This window comes from Xanthomonas sp. CFBP 8443, from assembly GCF_025666195.1.
Lineage (GTDB): Bacteria > Pseudomonadota > Gammaproteobacteria > Xanthomonadales > Xanthomonadaceae > Xanthomonas_A.
On the sequence record NZ_CP102592.1, the window covers coordinates 4,413,437 to 4,427,461 of the forward strand.

11 protein-coding genes are annotated in these 14,025 nt (G+C 70.2%); 7 read left to right on the forward strand and 4 right to left on the reverse strand.

Annotated features, from left to right (window positions below; all coding sequences use genetic code 11):
• Positions 1-304: 304 nt before the first annotated feature.
• The 3 genes from NUG20_RS18390 to NUG20_RS18400 form a co-directional block, all read right to left on the reverse strand.
• Positions 305-1,021 (reverse strand): response regulator transcription factor, encoded by a 717-nt coding sequence (locus NUG20_RS18390; protein WP_263395857.1) that lies wholly within the window; start codon positions 1,019-1,021, stop codon positions 305-307.
• A 71-nt stretch (positions 1,022-1,092) separates the two neighbouring features.
• The gene (locus tag NUG20_RS18395; RefSeq protein ID WP_263398536.1) at positions 1,093-2,484 is read right to left on the reverse strand and encodes a sensor histidine kinase; all 1,392 of its coding nucleotides are present in this window, start codon (positions 2,482-2,484) and stop codon (positions 1,093-1,095) included.
• A gap of 288 nt (positions 2,485-2,772) precedes the next feature.
• On the reverse strand, positions 2,773-2,952 hold the full coding sequence (locus NUG20_RS18400; RefSeq protein ID WP_263395858.1) for a hypothetical protein: 180 nt from the start codon (positions 2,950-2,952) through the stop codon (positions 2,773-2,775).
• On the opposite strand from NUG20_RS18400, the gene NUG20_RS18405 reads away from it, so the two are divergent.
• Positions 2,938-3,690 (forward strand): nuclear transport factor 2 family protein, encoded by a 753-nt coding sequence (locus tag NUG20_RS18405; RefSeq protein ID WP_263395859.1) that lies wholly within the window; start codon positions 2,938-2,940, stop codon positions 3,688-3,690. The genes NUG20_RS18400 and NUG20_RS18405 overlap by 15 nt on opposite strands.
• A gap of 112 nt (positions 3,691-3,802) precedes the next feature.
• Here NUG20_RS18405 and NUG20_RS18410 read toward each other — a convergent pair whose 3' ends face one another.
• Positions 3,803-4,216, reverse strand: a complete 414-nt coding sequence (locus NUG20_RS18410) for a hypothetical protein (RefSeq protein ID WP_263395860.1) — start codon at positions 4,214-4,216, stop codon at positions 3,803-3,805.
• Positions 4,217-4,753: 537 nt separating this feature from the next.
• On the opposite strand from NUG20_RS18410, the gene NUG20_RS18415 reads away from it, so the two are divergent.
• The 6 genes from NUG20_RS18415 (at position 4,754) to NUG20_RS18440 (ending at position 13,865) form a co-directional block, all read left to right on the forward strand.
• A complete protein-coding gene (locus NUG20_RS18415) occupies positions 4,754-5,611 on the forward strand; it encodes an IclR family transcriptional regulator (protein ID WP_263395861.1) in 858 nt (285 codons plus the stop codon).
• Positions 5,612-5,715: 104 nt separating this feature from the next.
• Entirely contained in the window at positions 5,716-7,113 is a 1,398-nt protein-coding gene (locus tag NUG20_RS18420; protein WP_263395862.1) for an MFS transporter, read from the forward strand.
• A gap of 138 nt (positions 7,114-7,251) precedes the next feature.
• Complete coding sequence (locus NUG20_RS18425; RefSeq protein ID WP_263395863.1) at positions 7,252-8,181, forward strand: dihydrodipicolinate synthase family protein; 930 nt, start codon at positions 7,252-7,254, stop codon at positions 8,179-8,181.
• A 274-nt stretch (positions 8,182-8,455) separates the two neighbouring features.
• On the forward strand, positions 8,456-9,760 hold the full coding sequence (locus tag NUG20_RS18430) for a carbohydrate porin (protein ID WP_263395864.1): 1,305 nt from the start codon (positions 8,456-8,458) through the stop codon (positions 9,758-9,760).
• 230 nt (positions 9,761-9,990) lie between these two features.
• Positions 9,991-10,695, forward strand: a complete 705-nt coding sequence (locus tag NUG20_RS18435) for a TetR/AcrR family transcriptional regulator (protein ID WP_263395865.1) — start codon at positions 9,991-9,993, stop codon at positions 10,693-10,695.
• A complete protein-coding gene (locus NUG20_RS18440) occupies positions 10,692-13,865 on the forward strand; it encodes a bifunctional cytochrome P450/NADPH--P450 reductase (protein ID WP_263395866.1) in 3,174 nt (1,057 codons plus the stop codon). The genes NUG20_RS18435 and NUG20_RS18440 overlap by 4 nt, the downstream gene beginning before the upstream one ends.
• Positions 13,866-14,025 lie beyond the last annotated feature (160 nt).

Below are 14,025 nucleotides of genomic sequence, written 5' to 3' on the forward strand. Positions count from 1 at the left end.
AGCGTCGGATCCGCGGCCCATGCGCGAATGCGGGACATCTGGGAGACATCCTGGGGACATTGCGCGATTGGAGAGCGGCGCATCGGCGGTGCCAACGTGCGGGTGGTGGTGCGGTGGCGGCGCGGCAGGCGGCAGGCGGTCCAATGCGCGCAGCCGCCCGGATGCCGAACACGGCACTTCGAAGGGATACGCTCGGGCGCACCGGGCTGCGGCGGCTCGGCTCCCTGCGGGAGATAGCCCCAGTCCTTACCGGCCGCACACGCGCCCAGGCACGGCGCGGCCTATCCCGACCGGGCCGGCAGCCCTACGCCGCCTCGCCCAGCAGATACCCCTGCCCGCGCACGGCGCGCAGCGGCAGCGTCGCCGCGGTCGCGGCCGTCACCCGTGCGCGCAGCCGGTGCACCAGCACCTCCAGGCGGTGCGGATCAAAATCCCACGGCGCATCGGTGACCGCGGCGATCAGCGTGTCGCGGTCGACCGGCGCGCCGCGCTGCGCGAACAGCGTCTTCAACAGACCACGCTCGGCCTCGGTCAGCGCCAGCGTCCGCGCGCCCGGCGCGAACAGCGTCCAGCCGTCGTCGCTCAGCCGCCAGTCCTGCACGGTCGGCGCCGCAGACGGTGCCGCGGGCTGCAGGCGCCGACGCAGGTTGGCCAGCGCCGCGATCAGCAGCTCCACGTCCAGCGGCTTGACCAGGTACAGGTCCGCGCCCTGCATCAGGCCGCGGGTCATGTCGGTGTTCGCGCCGCGGCCGGTCAGCATCACGATGCCCGCCTGCGGCACGATCTGCCGCAGATAGCGCGCCACCGAATAGCCGTCTTCGCCCGGCAGCCCGACGTCCAGCACCACCAGATCGCAGACATCGCCCAGCAGGTGCCGGTACAACGCCTCGGCGCTGCCGAAGCCGAGCACCTGGGCGCCTTCGTGGCGCAGTTCGTCGACCACGATCGCGCGCAGTTCGGGATCGTCCTCGACCACCGCGATCCGCACCCCGGCCAGCACCAGCCCCGGCGACGCCGTCATCGCCGGCACGTCCCTGACGGCGCCAGCCACGCATACGCGGCGCCCTGCAAACGGCAAGCACACGCCACGCGCTAGCCCTCCACGCCTTTCGCGCCCGCCAGCGCGGGCGGCTGCGCCTGCCCATGCGGGAAGCTCAGCACGAACGCGGCACCGGCACCGGTCTCGGCGTCGACCCAGATGCGCGCGCCATGCCGCTGCATCAGCCCGTTGGCCATCGCCAGGCCGAGCCCGGTGCCATGGCCGACCGGCTTGGTGGTGAAGAACGGCTCGAAGATCTTTTCGCGCAGGGCCGCGGGAATGCCCGGGCCGGTATCGCGGCACTGCAGCCAGGCTTCGCCGCCGACGCGCCGGCCGTGCAGGGTCACGGTGCCGCCGTGTTCCATCGCATCGTCGGCATTGGCGACCAGGTTAAGCAGGATCAACTCCAGCTGCTGCCGGTCGAAATGCACCTGCAGCCCGGGCGGCACCTGCACCTCCAGCGCGATGCCGGGCTTGAGCGCCTGCTTCAGCAGCGGCCGCAACGTCGCCACCAGTTCGCCGAGATCCAGCGTCTCGGCCTGGGTCTCGTCCTGGCGGCTGAAGCTGAGCAACTTCGCGCTGAGCGCGGTGGCGCGCCTGGCCGCCGACTCGACCCCGTCGAACGCCGCGGCGATCGCCGGCGCGTCGCCGGCGCGGCGTCCCTGGCGCACGTAGCCCAGCACCAGGCTCAGCAGATGGTTGAAATCGTGGTTGAGGCCGGAGGCGAGCCGCGCCACCGCCTCCACCTTCTTCGCGTTCACCAGCTGGTCTTCGATCCGCTGCCGCTCCTCCACTTCGCGCCGCAGCGTGTCGTGCGCGAGACCGAGTTGCTCGGCGCGTACCTGCACCTCGCGCAGGCTCTGCCGCAACGCGGCCGAGGTGCGGTCCAGCACCACCGCGATCAGCAGGAAGATGACGCCGCTGATGACCGCATCGCCGATGACGTCCTGCGGCTCGCCATTGCCGATGTCCACATAGGTCCCGAGCGCGAACGACAGCGCGACGGCGGCGAACATCGTCCACAGCGCCGGCCGCCCCACCGCCAGCGCGGCGATCGCCATCGGCACCACCAGCACCGGCTGCTCGAAGCGTTGCCCACCGAATCCGCTGGCGGCGTGGCTGGCCAGGACCGAGATCGCGAACACGCCCAACATCTGGTAGGCGGCCCAGCGGAAGCGGCCGAAACGGATCAGCACCACGCCCAGCAGCGCGACCGCGCTGAACAGCGCGCTCAACGCCAGGCTGGTCAGTTCGCCGGGACGCCACGCCACCGGCACCGCGATCGCGCGATACAGCCACGCAGCGACAGGCAAGGTCCCGAACAGCAACAGCACCACCTGGAACATCGGCGCATTGCGCAGATCCACCGGGTCGGCGATCGGCACCGCACGCAGCCATCTGGCCGGGCCGTGCAGCACTCGTTTGAACGTCCCACCGCCTTGCATCAGCACCGCCAACCGCTCCTCCCTCGCACCCCTGCATGCCCAGTATGCGACGATTGCGTAGCGGACGCATCTTCGCGCTCATCGCACGCGCGCGATCGCCGTCATCTTGGCGACATGCGGCCGCATGCAGGCGCACGCGCCATGTCGCGGCGCAGGGCATGGTAACGGTATTGCGCAGCGTCAGCGGCCGGTGTGCGGCAACCCGCAGACGCATTTTCTGCCGTTGCGACGCGGCGACGTCGTGCGCTCGCCGCTCGGCCATGCGGCGCTGCTGGCACGACATCTCTTTCAGCTGATCAGCAGCCTCGGCAGCGCCGCCTTCGCTGCATCGCCGCGCTTGGTGCCCTTCGCCATGACCACCGAACGCCGACGTCCATCGGTGCCCATGACTTGTTGCACGCGGCGGGCGCGCAGCGTTGAGGTGCAATCGCACTCCTGCTGCAGGAGTCCGCCATGTCCCTTCGCCATCTTGCGCTGTGCGCGCTGCTGGGCCTGAGCGGCGCCGCCGCGGCGGCCGACGACGAAGCGGCGGTGCGCGCCGCCGATGCGCGCTACTGGCAGGCCTACAACGCCTGCGACATGCGCACGATGGGCGAACTGCTCACCGACGACGTGGAGTTCTACCACGACAAGACCGGCCTGACCGCATCGAAGGCGGCGGTGCTGCGATCCTTGCGCGATGGCCCCTGCGCCGACCCGGCGATGCACCTGCGTCGCGACGCGGCCGCCGGCGACGTGCAGTTCCATCCGCTGGCCGGCGGCTTCGCGCTGCTGGCGGGCACGCATCGCTTCCACGTGCAGCGCAACGGCGAGCCCGAGCGCCTGGACGGGCAGGCCGAATTCACCAATCTCTGGCAGTCGGTGGACGGACATTGGCGCATGCGCCGCATCTACAGCTACGCGCACGCCGCGGCGGCGTACGTGCCGCCCACCACGCAGCTGCGCCTGGCACCCGAGGTCCTGGCCGGCTACGCCGGCGACTATCGCGGCGCGCGCGTGGGCGACATCCGCGTCGCCGTGGAAGGCGACCACCTGAAGCTCAGCGCCGGCGCACTGGTGGTGACCCTGCACGCCGAATCGCCGACCCGCTTCTTTGCCATGGAACGCGACCTGCGCTTCGTGTTCGCGCCGGCGGCGGACACGGGCACACGCCGGTTGACCGTGTACGAGAACGGCGCCGTGGTCGAGACCGCGCAGGCGCGGTGACGCAGCCGCAGTAGCGCCGGGGCGCCGCTGCGCGAAGTCCAGCATCCGTTGACGACAACGAGATCGCCACGCAGGCGTAGCAGGCGCGCGCCGCCTTCGCCCGTCGCGGCCGTCATGGCCGATGCAGCACTGACACCTCGATGAAGTCGGCCGAGCTTCTTTTCAGGTAGACCTGATACGTGCCGTGTCCGGCAACCGGCACATCGAAATTGTCGCCCGGCGCCAGCCCTGCCCGCTCGACCGGCGCACCCTCGCGTGGCGTCGCCCGCAACCGCGTCCCCGCGCCGTCCTCGCCGCGCGTCGCGTTGGTCACCGTCAGCGCGCCATCCCAGAGGACGCGGCTGTCGCCCGGCAACAAGCCGAACGCGATCAATGGCGAACTGGGCGCCGGCTTGCAAGCGGCGGCCTGCGCTTCGGCCAGGCGCCGTTCCAGCGGCTTGACCTCCACGTACTGCACGAACCCGTAGGTGCCGCCGACCAGCACCAGCACCGCCGACACCTCGGCGGCGGCGCGCTTGAACGACAACGTCTGCCACCATTTCTGCGCAGGTGGTTGCGGCGCCTGTCGGTTGGTTCGGGCCATACGCCACGCTATCGGCGCCGCGCGGGGTTGTCTGCCAGCAACGCTTGCGCTGCCGATCGCGGAGCCGTTCGTCTACATGGCGATCCGCCACAGCGCGCACGCCGCTCGAAGCATTGGAATCGCACCGATCTCACATGGTGCCGCCGCCACGGCGAATCCAAGACGCGGCTCCAGCTACTTCGACAGGGCGCTACGTCTTGCGCCACGCACACGGCAATGCAGCCGGTTTGGAAATTGGGAATTCGATCCTGCGGCGCACGCTCGGCCGCCTGGAACCAGGCGCGGACCATGTCGCCGATCGCGCCGCGCACGATCACACGTCGCCGATGCTGCGCCGCAACTTGACGCGGCGAGAGCGCTTGGCGAACCTTGGCGTGTACTTTCGAAATAATTTTCGCAATCCGAAACACGCTTGTCAAGCGACACCATCCGGCCGGTTCGGCAAGCTGGCGACGTACGACGGCCACCAGGGATGTGCAGATGACCAAGACGATTTCCCCAAGTGCATTGGACCCCGCCGCCGCCGACGGCGACGAGGCCGCGGCGGACAAGAAGCTGCGCAGCACCGTGCAGTCACTGGCGAAGGGCTTCCGGGTGCTCGAGGCGTTTTCCTCCGAGCACGAGGAACTGTCGCTGAGCCAGATCGCGGCGCTGGCCAGGCTCGACCCGGGAACCACGTTCCGCATGCTCAACACGCTGGTCGAACTCGGCTACGTGAGCCGCATTCCCGAAAGCCGCCGCTTCCGGCTGACGCTGAAGGTGCTCGACCTCGGCTTCCACGCCATCGCCCGCCGCGACCTGCGCAGCGTGGTGCGCCCGTTGCTGCGCGCGCTGGTCAGCGATGTCAACGAAGCGGCCAGCTTCGCCGTGCTGCAGGGCCCGGACGTGCTCTACATCGAGCGGGTCCGCGCCGGCATCACCCGGCTGGGCGTGGATATCCGCATCGGCACCACCGTGCCCAGCACCCGCACCGCGATCGGCCTGGCCATGCTCGCGCACCTGTCGCCAGAGGAAGTGACCCGGGTGACGGGGGTGAACGTGCACGCACCGCACGCGCCGGAGATCGCCGCCATGCTCGGCACCTTCGAACGCATCCGCCGCGACCGCCACGTGATCCTCGACTCGATGCTGACCGAGGGACTGCGCGTGCTGGCGGTGCCGGTGCTGGATGCCGACGACTATCCGCTCGGCGCGATCAGCGTCGCCGCACCGTCGGTGCGCACCAGCCATGACGAACTGCTGCGCACCGCCCTGCAACCCACCCTGCTCGCGGCCAAGGACATCGCCTTCGCGATCCAGGCCAGCGGGAGTATCGCCGTGACCGCACCCAGCACCTGACCGCCCGGGCGCCCGCCCGGTTCCCCTGCAATCCGACCGCTTCGTGGACGCTCCGGCGCCCGCGCCGGGTTCTTCTTGTCCTGTGAGAGGCAGCAACGATGCTCATGCCCACCACCGCCGCCCCCGCCACTGCCGTACGTTCGCTGCCGCCCGCCGAGGCGCAGGCGCAGATCGGCGCCCGGCTCGAACGCCTTCCCGTCACCCGCCAGGTCTGGTGGGCACGCAACATCGTCGGCGCCGCCACCTTCTTCGACGGCTACACGGTGATCGCCATCGCCTACGCGATGCCGGTGCTGGCCAAGGAGTGGCAGCTGACGCCGGCGCAGATCGGCATGATCCTGTCGGCCGGCTACCTGGGCCAACTGCTCGGCGCGGTGTTCTTCGGCTGGCTGGCCGAGCGCGTCGGCCGCCTGCACGTGCTGCTGTTCACCATCCTGCTGTTCGTGTCGATGGACGTGGCCTGCCTGTTCGCCGGCAGCGCCGCGGCGATGATGGCGTTCCGCTTCATCCAGGGCATCGGCACCGGCGGCGAAGTGCCGGTGGCCAGCGCCTACATCAACGAACTGATCGGCTCCAAGAAGCGCGGCCGCTTCTTCCTGCTGTACGAGGTGATGTTCCTGCTGGGCCTGGTCGCCGCCGGCGGCATCGGCTACTTCCTGGTCCCGGCCTACGGCTGGAAGGCGATGTTCATGGTCGGGTTGATTCCCGCGGTGGTGATGATCCCGCTGCGCTTCTTCATGTTCGAGTCGCCGCGCTGGCTGGCCTCCAAGGGCCGCTACCACAAGGCCGATGCGATCGTGTCCGAACTGGAGCGCAGCGCCGAGCGCCGCCATGGCCCGCTGCCGGCGCCGGTGTTCGACCGCAACGCGCTGCCCAAGGCGCAACGTTCGGACTGGCGCGAACTGTTCGGCAGCGTCTACCTCAAGCGCACGCTGGTGATCTGGTGCCTGTGGTTCTGCTCCTACCTGGTGGCCAACGGCATCATCACCTGGCTGCCGACGCTGTATCGCCAGCATTTCGGCTTGCCGCTGCAGCAGAGCATCGCCTACGGCTTCCTCACCTCGCTGGCCGGCGTCGCCGCCGCGGTGGTGTGCGCGCTGTCGATCGACAAGGTCGGGCGCAAGCGCTGGTACGTCATCGCCTTCGCCGCCGGCAGCATTCCGCTGCTGGCGCTGGCGATGCTGGGCGGCACATCGGCGCTGCAGGTGCTGGTGTTCGCAGCGCTGGCCTACGCCGCGGTGCAGACCATCACCTTCTCGCTGTACCTGTATTCGGCCGAGCTCTACCCCACCCGCATCCGCGCCATCGGCACCGGCCTGGGCAGCGCCTGGCTGCGCCTGGGATCGGCCAGCGGACCGCTGGTGGTCGGCGCGGTCATCGCCGGCATCGGCCTGCGCTACGTGTTCGTCGCCTTCGCCGTCGTGCTGCTGGCCGGCGCGGCGGTGACGCTGCTGTGCGCGCTGGAAACCAAGGGCCGATCGCTGGAAGAACTCTCGCCCTGAGCGCATCGGCTGCAGTACCCGCCCACACCGCACGCATCCCTCCAGAGGCCCGCTTACTAGCGCCTCCACGCACCACCCCCACGTCGGACGCTGCGTTCGACTCCATCCCCCGTTGATCCGAAACAAGAGGAAAACAGCATGAGCAACATCGACCTGAAAGGCCTGGTTCCCGCGCCCGTCACCCCGTTCACCCGCGACGGCGCCGTCGACTATCCCGCCATCAAGCGCATCGGCAAGTGGCTGGGCGGCATCGAGGGCGTCAAGGGCCTGACCGTGCTCGGCCACGCCGGCGAAGGCACGTTCCTGGAGCGCGACGAGCAGGCCAAGGTGATCGAGGCGTTCCGCGATGCGGTCGACGCCCGCATCCCGATCATCGCCGGCATCACCCTGGAAGGCACCCGCGTCGCCGCCGACGAAGCCAAGCGCGCGGTCGCCGCCGGCGCCTCGGCCGGTCTGATCTATCCCTCGCACGGCTGGCTGCGCTTCGGCTACCAGAAGGGCGCGCCGCAGGATCGCTACAAGGCCATCCACGAGGCCAGCGGCCTGCCGATGATCCTGTTCCAGTACCCGGACGTGACCAAGGCCACTTACAACCTGGACACGCTGCTGGAGATCGCCGCGCTGCCGGGCGTGATCGCGATGAAGAACGGCGTGCGCAACATGAAGCGCTGGGACACCGAGATCCCGGTGTTCCGCAAGGAGCGGCCGCACGTGCCGGTGCTGACCTGCCACGACGAATACCTGCTGCACACCATGTTCGACGTAGACGGCGCACTGGTGGGCTACGGCTGCATCGCGCCGGAGCCGCTGATCGAGATGATCGCCGCCGGCAAGGCCAAGGACTACGCCAAGGCGCGCGCCCTGCACGACCGCCTGCTGCCGGTGACCAAGAGCGTCTATCACCGCGGTTCGCATATGGAAGGCTCGGTCGCGCTGAAGTGGGCGCTGGCCGCGCGCGGCCTGCTCGACCACGCCACGGTGCGTTCGCCGCTGCTGCCGCTGGCCGAAGGCGCCGACAAGGAAATCGCCGACGCGATGGCCGCCGCCGGCCTCGGCAAGGTGGCCTGACCCAGGCAGTCCGATCCAGTCCGATGGGCCGCGCCGCCGCGCGGCCCATCCGTGGCGACGATGGCGCGCGCTTCGGCGCCGCGCAACGTACGTGCCGCCGCGACTTTGCCGGTCCTCCCACGAGCCTGCGCAATGCCGTGTCCGCTTAGCGACGGACGCGACGCTGTCCTGCGGCTCCACGACCGGACGCTGTCTTCCCTTCGCGCACTGCCGCGACGCCGCGTCCCTGCCGCGCGCGTCCGCCGCGTGCATCGCCTCGTCCGTGGAGCGTCCCATGTCCCGATCGCGTTCTTTCGTTCCGTTCCTCGCGCTGGCGGCCTTGGCCACGCTGTCCGCCACCGCCGTTGCCGCCGATACCGACAGTTGGCTGGACGAACACGGCATCGCGCCGCGTTTCGTCTGGTCCAACGACTATGCGCGCAACGCCAGCGGCGGGCTGGCGCGCGGCGATCGCAACGCCGGCGGCGTGGTCGCCGGTGCCGACCTGGATCTGGAGCGGCTGTTCGGCATCCCCGGCGCCACCGTGCACGCGACCGGCGCCTGGTACTACGGCGACAGCCTGTCGCAGCGCCAGATCGGCAACGCGGTCAAGGTGCAGGGCTACTGGTATCCGCAACAACAGGCGCAACTGGCGCAGCTCACCTGGGAGCAGGCGTTCGCCGATGGCCGCTGGCAGCTGGTCGCCGGGCGCATGAACACCACCTGGCAGTTCGCGCGCAGCCGCTACGGTTGCCGCTTCGTCGGCGCCTCGGATTGCCCGTTCCAGCTGAGCCAGGCCGATGGCGGCTTCGTCGGTTTTCCCTACGTCAACTGGGGCGCGAAGCTGCGCTACAAGCCCGATGCGCGCTACGTCTCGGTCGGCGCGTTCGAACTCAATCCGCAACGCAAGAACACCAACGGCTTGGACTGGAGCACCGCCGACAGCAACGGCGTGCTCGGCACGCTGGAGGTCGGCTACGAACCCGATCCGGCGCGCGGCCAGGGCGCACCGCGCTACGTGGCCGGCGTCTGGTACAACTCTGCCGACTACGCCGACCTGCGCTACAACCAGGCCGGCGGATTGCGCGGCCTGTCCGGCGGACCGGCGCGCATGTACGACGGAGGGCGCTGGGGCGCCTACCTGATGGGCGAACGCGCGCTCTACCGGCCGCAGGGCATGGCCGGCAAACGCATGCTGGTCGCGTTCGGCAACATCGCCGCGCCGCTGGATGCGCGCCAGGTGTACGACCTGCAGCTCACCGCCGGCCTGTACTACGCCGGCCCGTTCGACTCGCGCCCGAACGACGGATTCGGCGCCATCGCCAACTACTACCGCTTCAGCGCCGACCAGCAGGGCTACATGAACGACCTGCTGCGCAAGCGCGGCGCCGCGCCGGGGATCTCGCGCAACGAGACGATCCTCGAACTCAACTACAGCTATCGCGTCGCACAGTTGCCGCTGTCCCTGGTCCCGAGCGTGCAGTACATCGTCAATCCCGACATCCTCGGCAACACCGCCGCACGCCGCGCGCCGGACAACGCGCTGGTGATCGGCCTGCGGGTGATGGTCAACATCGGCGGGCTGGGAACCCCGAAGTGAAGCGCCTGCGGGCTTGAGCGAAGAAGGCGGCGCAAGCAGCGACACGGCGCCGATCGCCCGTCTTCGCTACGCGCCGCCACCGGCGCCGCATTGGCTGGCACGCAGGCGCAGCGCGGCGTTGCCTGCAGTCCGTAGCAGCAAACGAACTACCCGCTGAACGGCCACCTTGAAGAAAACCGCGGCCGGCATTAAATGTACATCTGAACATTTATGCGGACGCACACCCGGACATGAGCGCCAAGCCACCCCCACGCCCCCGCGGCCGCCCGACCAGAGACCGGGCCGACGGCCGCCAGGCGCTGCTGTCGGCGGCGACCGGCATCTTTGCCCAGCATGGCTTCGACCGCGCCGACATCCGCACCATCGCCGCGGCCGCAGGAGTGAGCCCGAGCCTGGTGCGCGTGCATTTCGGCAGCAAGGCCCAGCTGTGGAGCGCCTGCGTGGAGCAGCTCTCGCATGCCCTGCGGCCCCGGCTTGCGGCAATGGCGCAACTGACCGAACACGACGGGCGCGCGCTGCTGCAGCGGCTGACCGACGCGATCCTGATCATGGCCGCCTTCTACGAGACCAACCCGGCAGTGCGCGACTTCGTCGCGCGCGTGGTCTCCGAAAGCCCCGAGCGGGCCGCCGTGGTCACCGAGCAGTTGCTGCGCCCCGCCTACGCGGCCGGGCATGCACTGGTGCTTGCAGGAATCGAGGCCGGCATCGTGAAGGCGACGCATCCGGCGCTGTTCTTCGTGCTGCTGAACAGCATGCTGAGCCAGCCGCCGGAGTTCCCGCAGTTGCTGGCGCGACTGGCCCCGGAAATCGGCGCCGCCACGGCGCGGACGCGGCTGGTCGAGACCGTCCTCGCCACCCTGCTGCATCCCCCGCACAGCGATGCCGGCGCCCCGCCGCTCACCACGCTGCGCTCCCCACAGGAAGGCACCCCATGACCGACGCAATCCCGCAACCGCGCTCGCTGCCGCTGCTCGGCAATTTCCACCACCTCGACGGCGATGCCCCCGTGCAGAGCCTGATGCGCCTGGCCAAGGTGCACGGCCCGATCTTCCGCCTGAACAGCGGCCCGCTGTCGCTGACCGTGCTGAGCGGGCAGCACCTGGTGGACGAGGTCTGCGACGAAACCCGCTTTGAGAAGAAGTTGCACCGCCCGCTCGAAGCGCTGCGCGACCTCGGCGGCGACGGCCTGTTCACCGCCTACAACGACGAACCCAACTGGGCCAAGGCGCACCGGCTGCTGATGCCCGCGTTCGGCCCGATCGGCGTGCGCGCGATGTTCGGGCGCATGGAGGACATCGCCGAACAGATGCTGCAGCGCTGGGAGCGGTTCGGCCCGGACGCGGCGATCGACGTGGCCGACAACATGACCCGGCTGACGCTGGATACGATCGCGCTGTGCGCCTTCGATTACCGCTTCAACAGCTTCTACCAGAACGAGATGCACCCCTTCGTCGCCGCGATGGTCGGCGCGTTGGCCGAGGCCGGAGCGCGCGCGCGCCGCCCCGACCTCGCCAATCGCCTGCTGGCGCCCGGCCGGCGCCGTTACGAGGCCGACCTGGCGATGATCCGCAGCGTCGCCGATACCTTGATCGCCGAGCGCAGGGCCGACCCGGGCGCGGCCTCGCGCGACGACCTGCTCAACCTGATGCTGTACGGACGCGACCAGGCCACGGGCGAGGCGCTGTCGGACGAGAACATCCGCTATCAGCTAGTGACCTTCCTGATCGCCGGCCACGAGACCACCAGCGGGCTGCTGTCGTTCGCGCTGTACCTGCTGCTGCGCAATCCGGCGGCGCTGGCACGCGCGCGCCAGGCGGTGGATACCGCGCTGGGCACGCAGCCACCGCAGGTCGAGGACCTGGCCAAGCTGCGCTACATCGAGCAGATCCTGCAGGAAACCCTGCGGCTGTGGCCCACCGCGCCGGCGTTCGCGGTCGCGGCGCGCGAAGCGACCACGCTGGCCGGCCGCTATGCGATCGCGCCGCAGGACACCCTGCTCGTGCTGATTCCCGGCCTGCATCGCGACCCGGCCGTGTGGGAGGACCCGGAAGCGTTCCGGCCGGAGCGCTTCGCGCCCGAGGCGGCCGAGCGGCTCCCGCCCAATGCCTGGAAACCGTTCGGCAACGGCGCGCGCGCCTGCATCGGGCGCGGCTTCGCGATGCAGGAAGCGCAGCTGGTGCTGAGCATGATCCTGCAGCGTTTCGACCTGGACCAGGCCGATCCGAACTATCAGCTCGAGGTGGCGGAAACGCTGACCTTGAAGCCGGACGGTTTCCGCATCCGCGCGCGCCGGCGCGACGCGGTCGCCCTGCGCCGCCGCAGCGCGGTGCCGTCCGCGCCGCAGAAACCCCTGGCGCCGGCCGCGATGCCGGCAGCCGACGGCACCGCACCGGGCACGCCGCTGCTGGTGCTGTACGGCGGCAATTCCGGCTCCTGCGAAGCGTTCGCGCAGCGCATCGGCGGCGATGCGGTGGCGCAAGGCTATGCGCCAGTGGTGGCGCCGCTGGACGACTACGCCGGCCACTTGCCCCGCGACGGCGCAGTGGTGGTGGTCGCCTCCTCCTACGAAGGCCAGCCGCCGGACAACGCGCGCCGCTTCGTGGACTGGATCGAGACGCTGCCCGCCGGCGAACTGGCCGGCGTGCGCTACACCGTGTTCGGGTGCGGCAACCGGCAGTGGGCGCGCACCTACCAGGCGATTCCGAAGCGGATCGATGCCGCATTCGAAGCGGCCGGCGCCGCGCGCTTCAAGCCCCGCGGCGAAACCGATGCCGGCGGCGATTTCTTCGGCGGTTTCGACGCCTGGTACGCCGGATTGTGGCCCGACCTCGGCCAGGCGCTGGGGAAGGCGACCACGGCGCAGACCGCGCACGCGCTGCAGGTGGACATCGTTCCCTCCGCGCGCCTGGGCGCGTTGCGGCTCACCGAGCTCGACCAGGGCCGCATCGTCGAGAACCGCGAACTGGTCGACATGGCCGCGCCGTTCGCGCGCTCCAAGCGCCACATCGAGATCGCCCTGCCCGAGGGCATGCGCTACCGCACCGGCGACTATCTCGCGGTGCTGCCACGCAACCCCGCCGCGCAGGTCGAGCGCGTGCTGCGGCGCTTCGGCCTGGCCAGCGACACCCAGGTGCTCATCGGCAAGCGGCCCGGCGCCGCATCCGCCCTGCCCAGCGGCTATCCGGTGGCGCTGGCCGAGGTGCTCACCGACTACGTGGAACTGGCGCAACCGGCGACCCGCGCGCAGGTGGCGCAACTGGCCGCCACCACGCGCTGCCCGCCCGATCGCGACGCGCTGCAGGCACTGGCCGCCGAGCCGGCCTACGCCGACGAGGTCCTCGCCAAGAAGACCAGCCTGCTCGATCTGCTGGAACGCTTCCCGGCCTGCGAGCTGTCGCTGGGCGCCTACCTCGACGCGCTGCCCGCCCTGCGCGCGCGCCAATATTCCATTTCCTCCTCGCCGCTGCGCGACCCTGCGCAGTGTTCGCTGACCGTGGCCGTGCTCGACGTGCCGGCACTGTCCGGGATCGGGCGCCGCCGCGGCGTGGCCTCCACCTACCTGGCCGGCCTGGGCGAAGGCGCGCCGGTCTCGGTCGCGGTGCGGCCGTCGCAGGCCAGCTTCCACCCGCCGGAGGATCCGGCCACACCGATCATCCTGGTCTGCGCCGGCAGCGGCATCGCGCCGTTCCACGGCTTCCTGCAGGAGCGCGCGATCCAGAAAGCGGGCGGCCGCGACGTCGGCGAGGCGTTGCTGTTCTTCGGCATCGACCATCCCGACGTCGACTATCTGTACAGGGAGGAATTGCAGCGCTGGCGCGACATGGGCGTGGTCGATGTGCGCCCGGCCTTCTCGCAAGCGCCGCAGGATGGCGTGGCCTATGTCCAGCACCGCCTGTGGCAGGACCGCGCGCAGGTGTCCGCGTTGTTCCGGCAAGGCGCCACCGTCTTCGTCTGCGGCGACGGCGAACGCATGGCACCGGCGGTACGCGATACCTTCGTGCGGATCTATCGCGAGGGCATGGACGTCAGCGCCGAGGAGGCCAACGCCTGGGCCGATCGCGTCGAACGCGAACACGGCCGCTATGTGGCGGATATATTCTCGTGACGGCTGCCGCGCCAAGGACGGCGCAGCGGGTAGGCGACACAGGCGCATCGCTGCAAGCGACGATCCTGCGCGGCGCCGGCAAGCCACCGTGCGCGCTGCGCGCTCGGGACCCATCGCAACGTGCACGTCGCACAGCCCGGCGCCCACGACATGACCGATT

Excerpts from the sequence above, each read along its gene's own strand:
- NUG20_RS18390 (WP_263395857.1), bottom strand. The coding sequence starts at position 1,021 with ATGACGGCGTCGCCGGGGCTGGTGCTGGCCGGGGTGCGGATCGCGGTG.
- NUG20_RS18395 (WP_263398536.1), bottom strand. The coding sequence starts at position 2,484 with ATGCAAGGCGGTGGGACGTTCAAACGAGTGCTGCACGGCCCGGCCAGA.
- NUG20_RS18405 (WP_263395859.1), top strand. The coding sequence starts at position 2,938 with ATGTCCCTTCGCCATCTTGCGCTGTGCGCGCTGCTGGGCCTGAGCGGC.
- NUG20_RS18400 (WP_263395858.1), bottom strand. The coding sequence starts at position 2,952 with ATGGCGAAGGGACATGGCGGACTCCTGCAGCAGGAGTGCGATTGCACC.
- NUG20_RS18415 (WP_263395861.1), top strand. The coding sequence starts at position 4,754 with ATGACCAAGACGATTTCCCCAAGTGCATTGGACCCCGCCGCCGCCGAC.
- NUG20_RS18420 (WP_263395862.1), top strand. The coding sequence starts at position 5,716 with ATGCCCACCACCGCCGCCCCCGCCACTGCCGTACGTTCGCTGCCGCCC.
- NUG20_RS18425 (WP_263395863.1), top strand. The coding sequence starts at position 7,252 with ATGAGCAACATCGACCTGAAAGGCCTGGTTCCCGCGCCCGTCACCCCG.
- NUG20_RS18430 (WP_263395864.1), top strand. The coding sequence starts at position 8,456 with ATGTCCCGATCGCGTTCTTTCGTTCCGTTCCTCGCGCTGGCGGCCTTG.
- NUG20_RS18435 (WP_263395865.1), top strand. The coding sequence starts at position 9,991 with ATGAGCGCCAAGCCACCCCCACGCCCCCGCGGCCGCCCGACCAGAGAC.
- NUG20_RS18440 (WP_263395866.1), top strand. The coding sequence starts at position 10,692 with ATGACCGACGCAATCCCGCAACCGCGCTCGCTGCCGCTGCTCGGCAAT.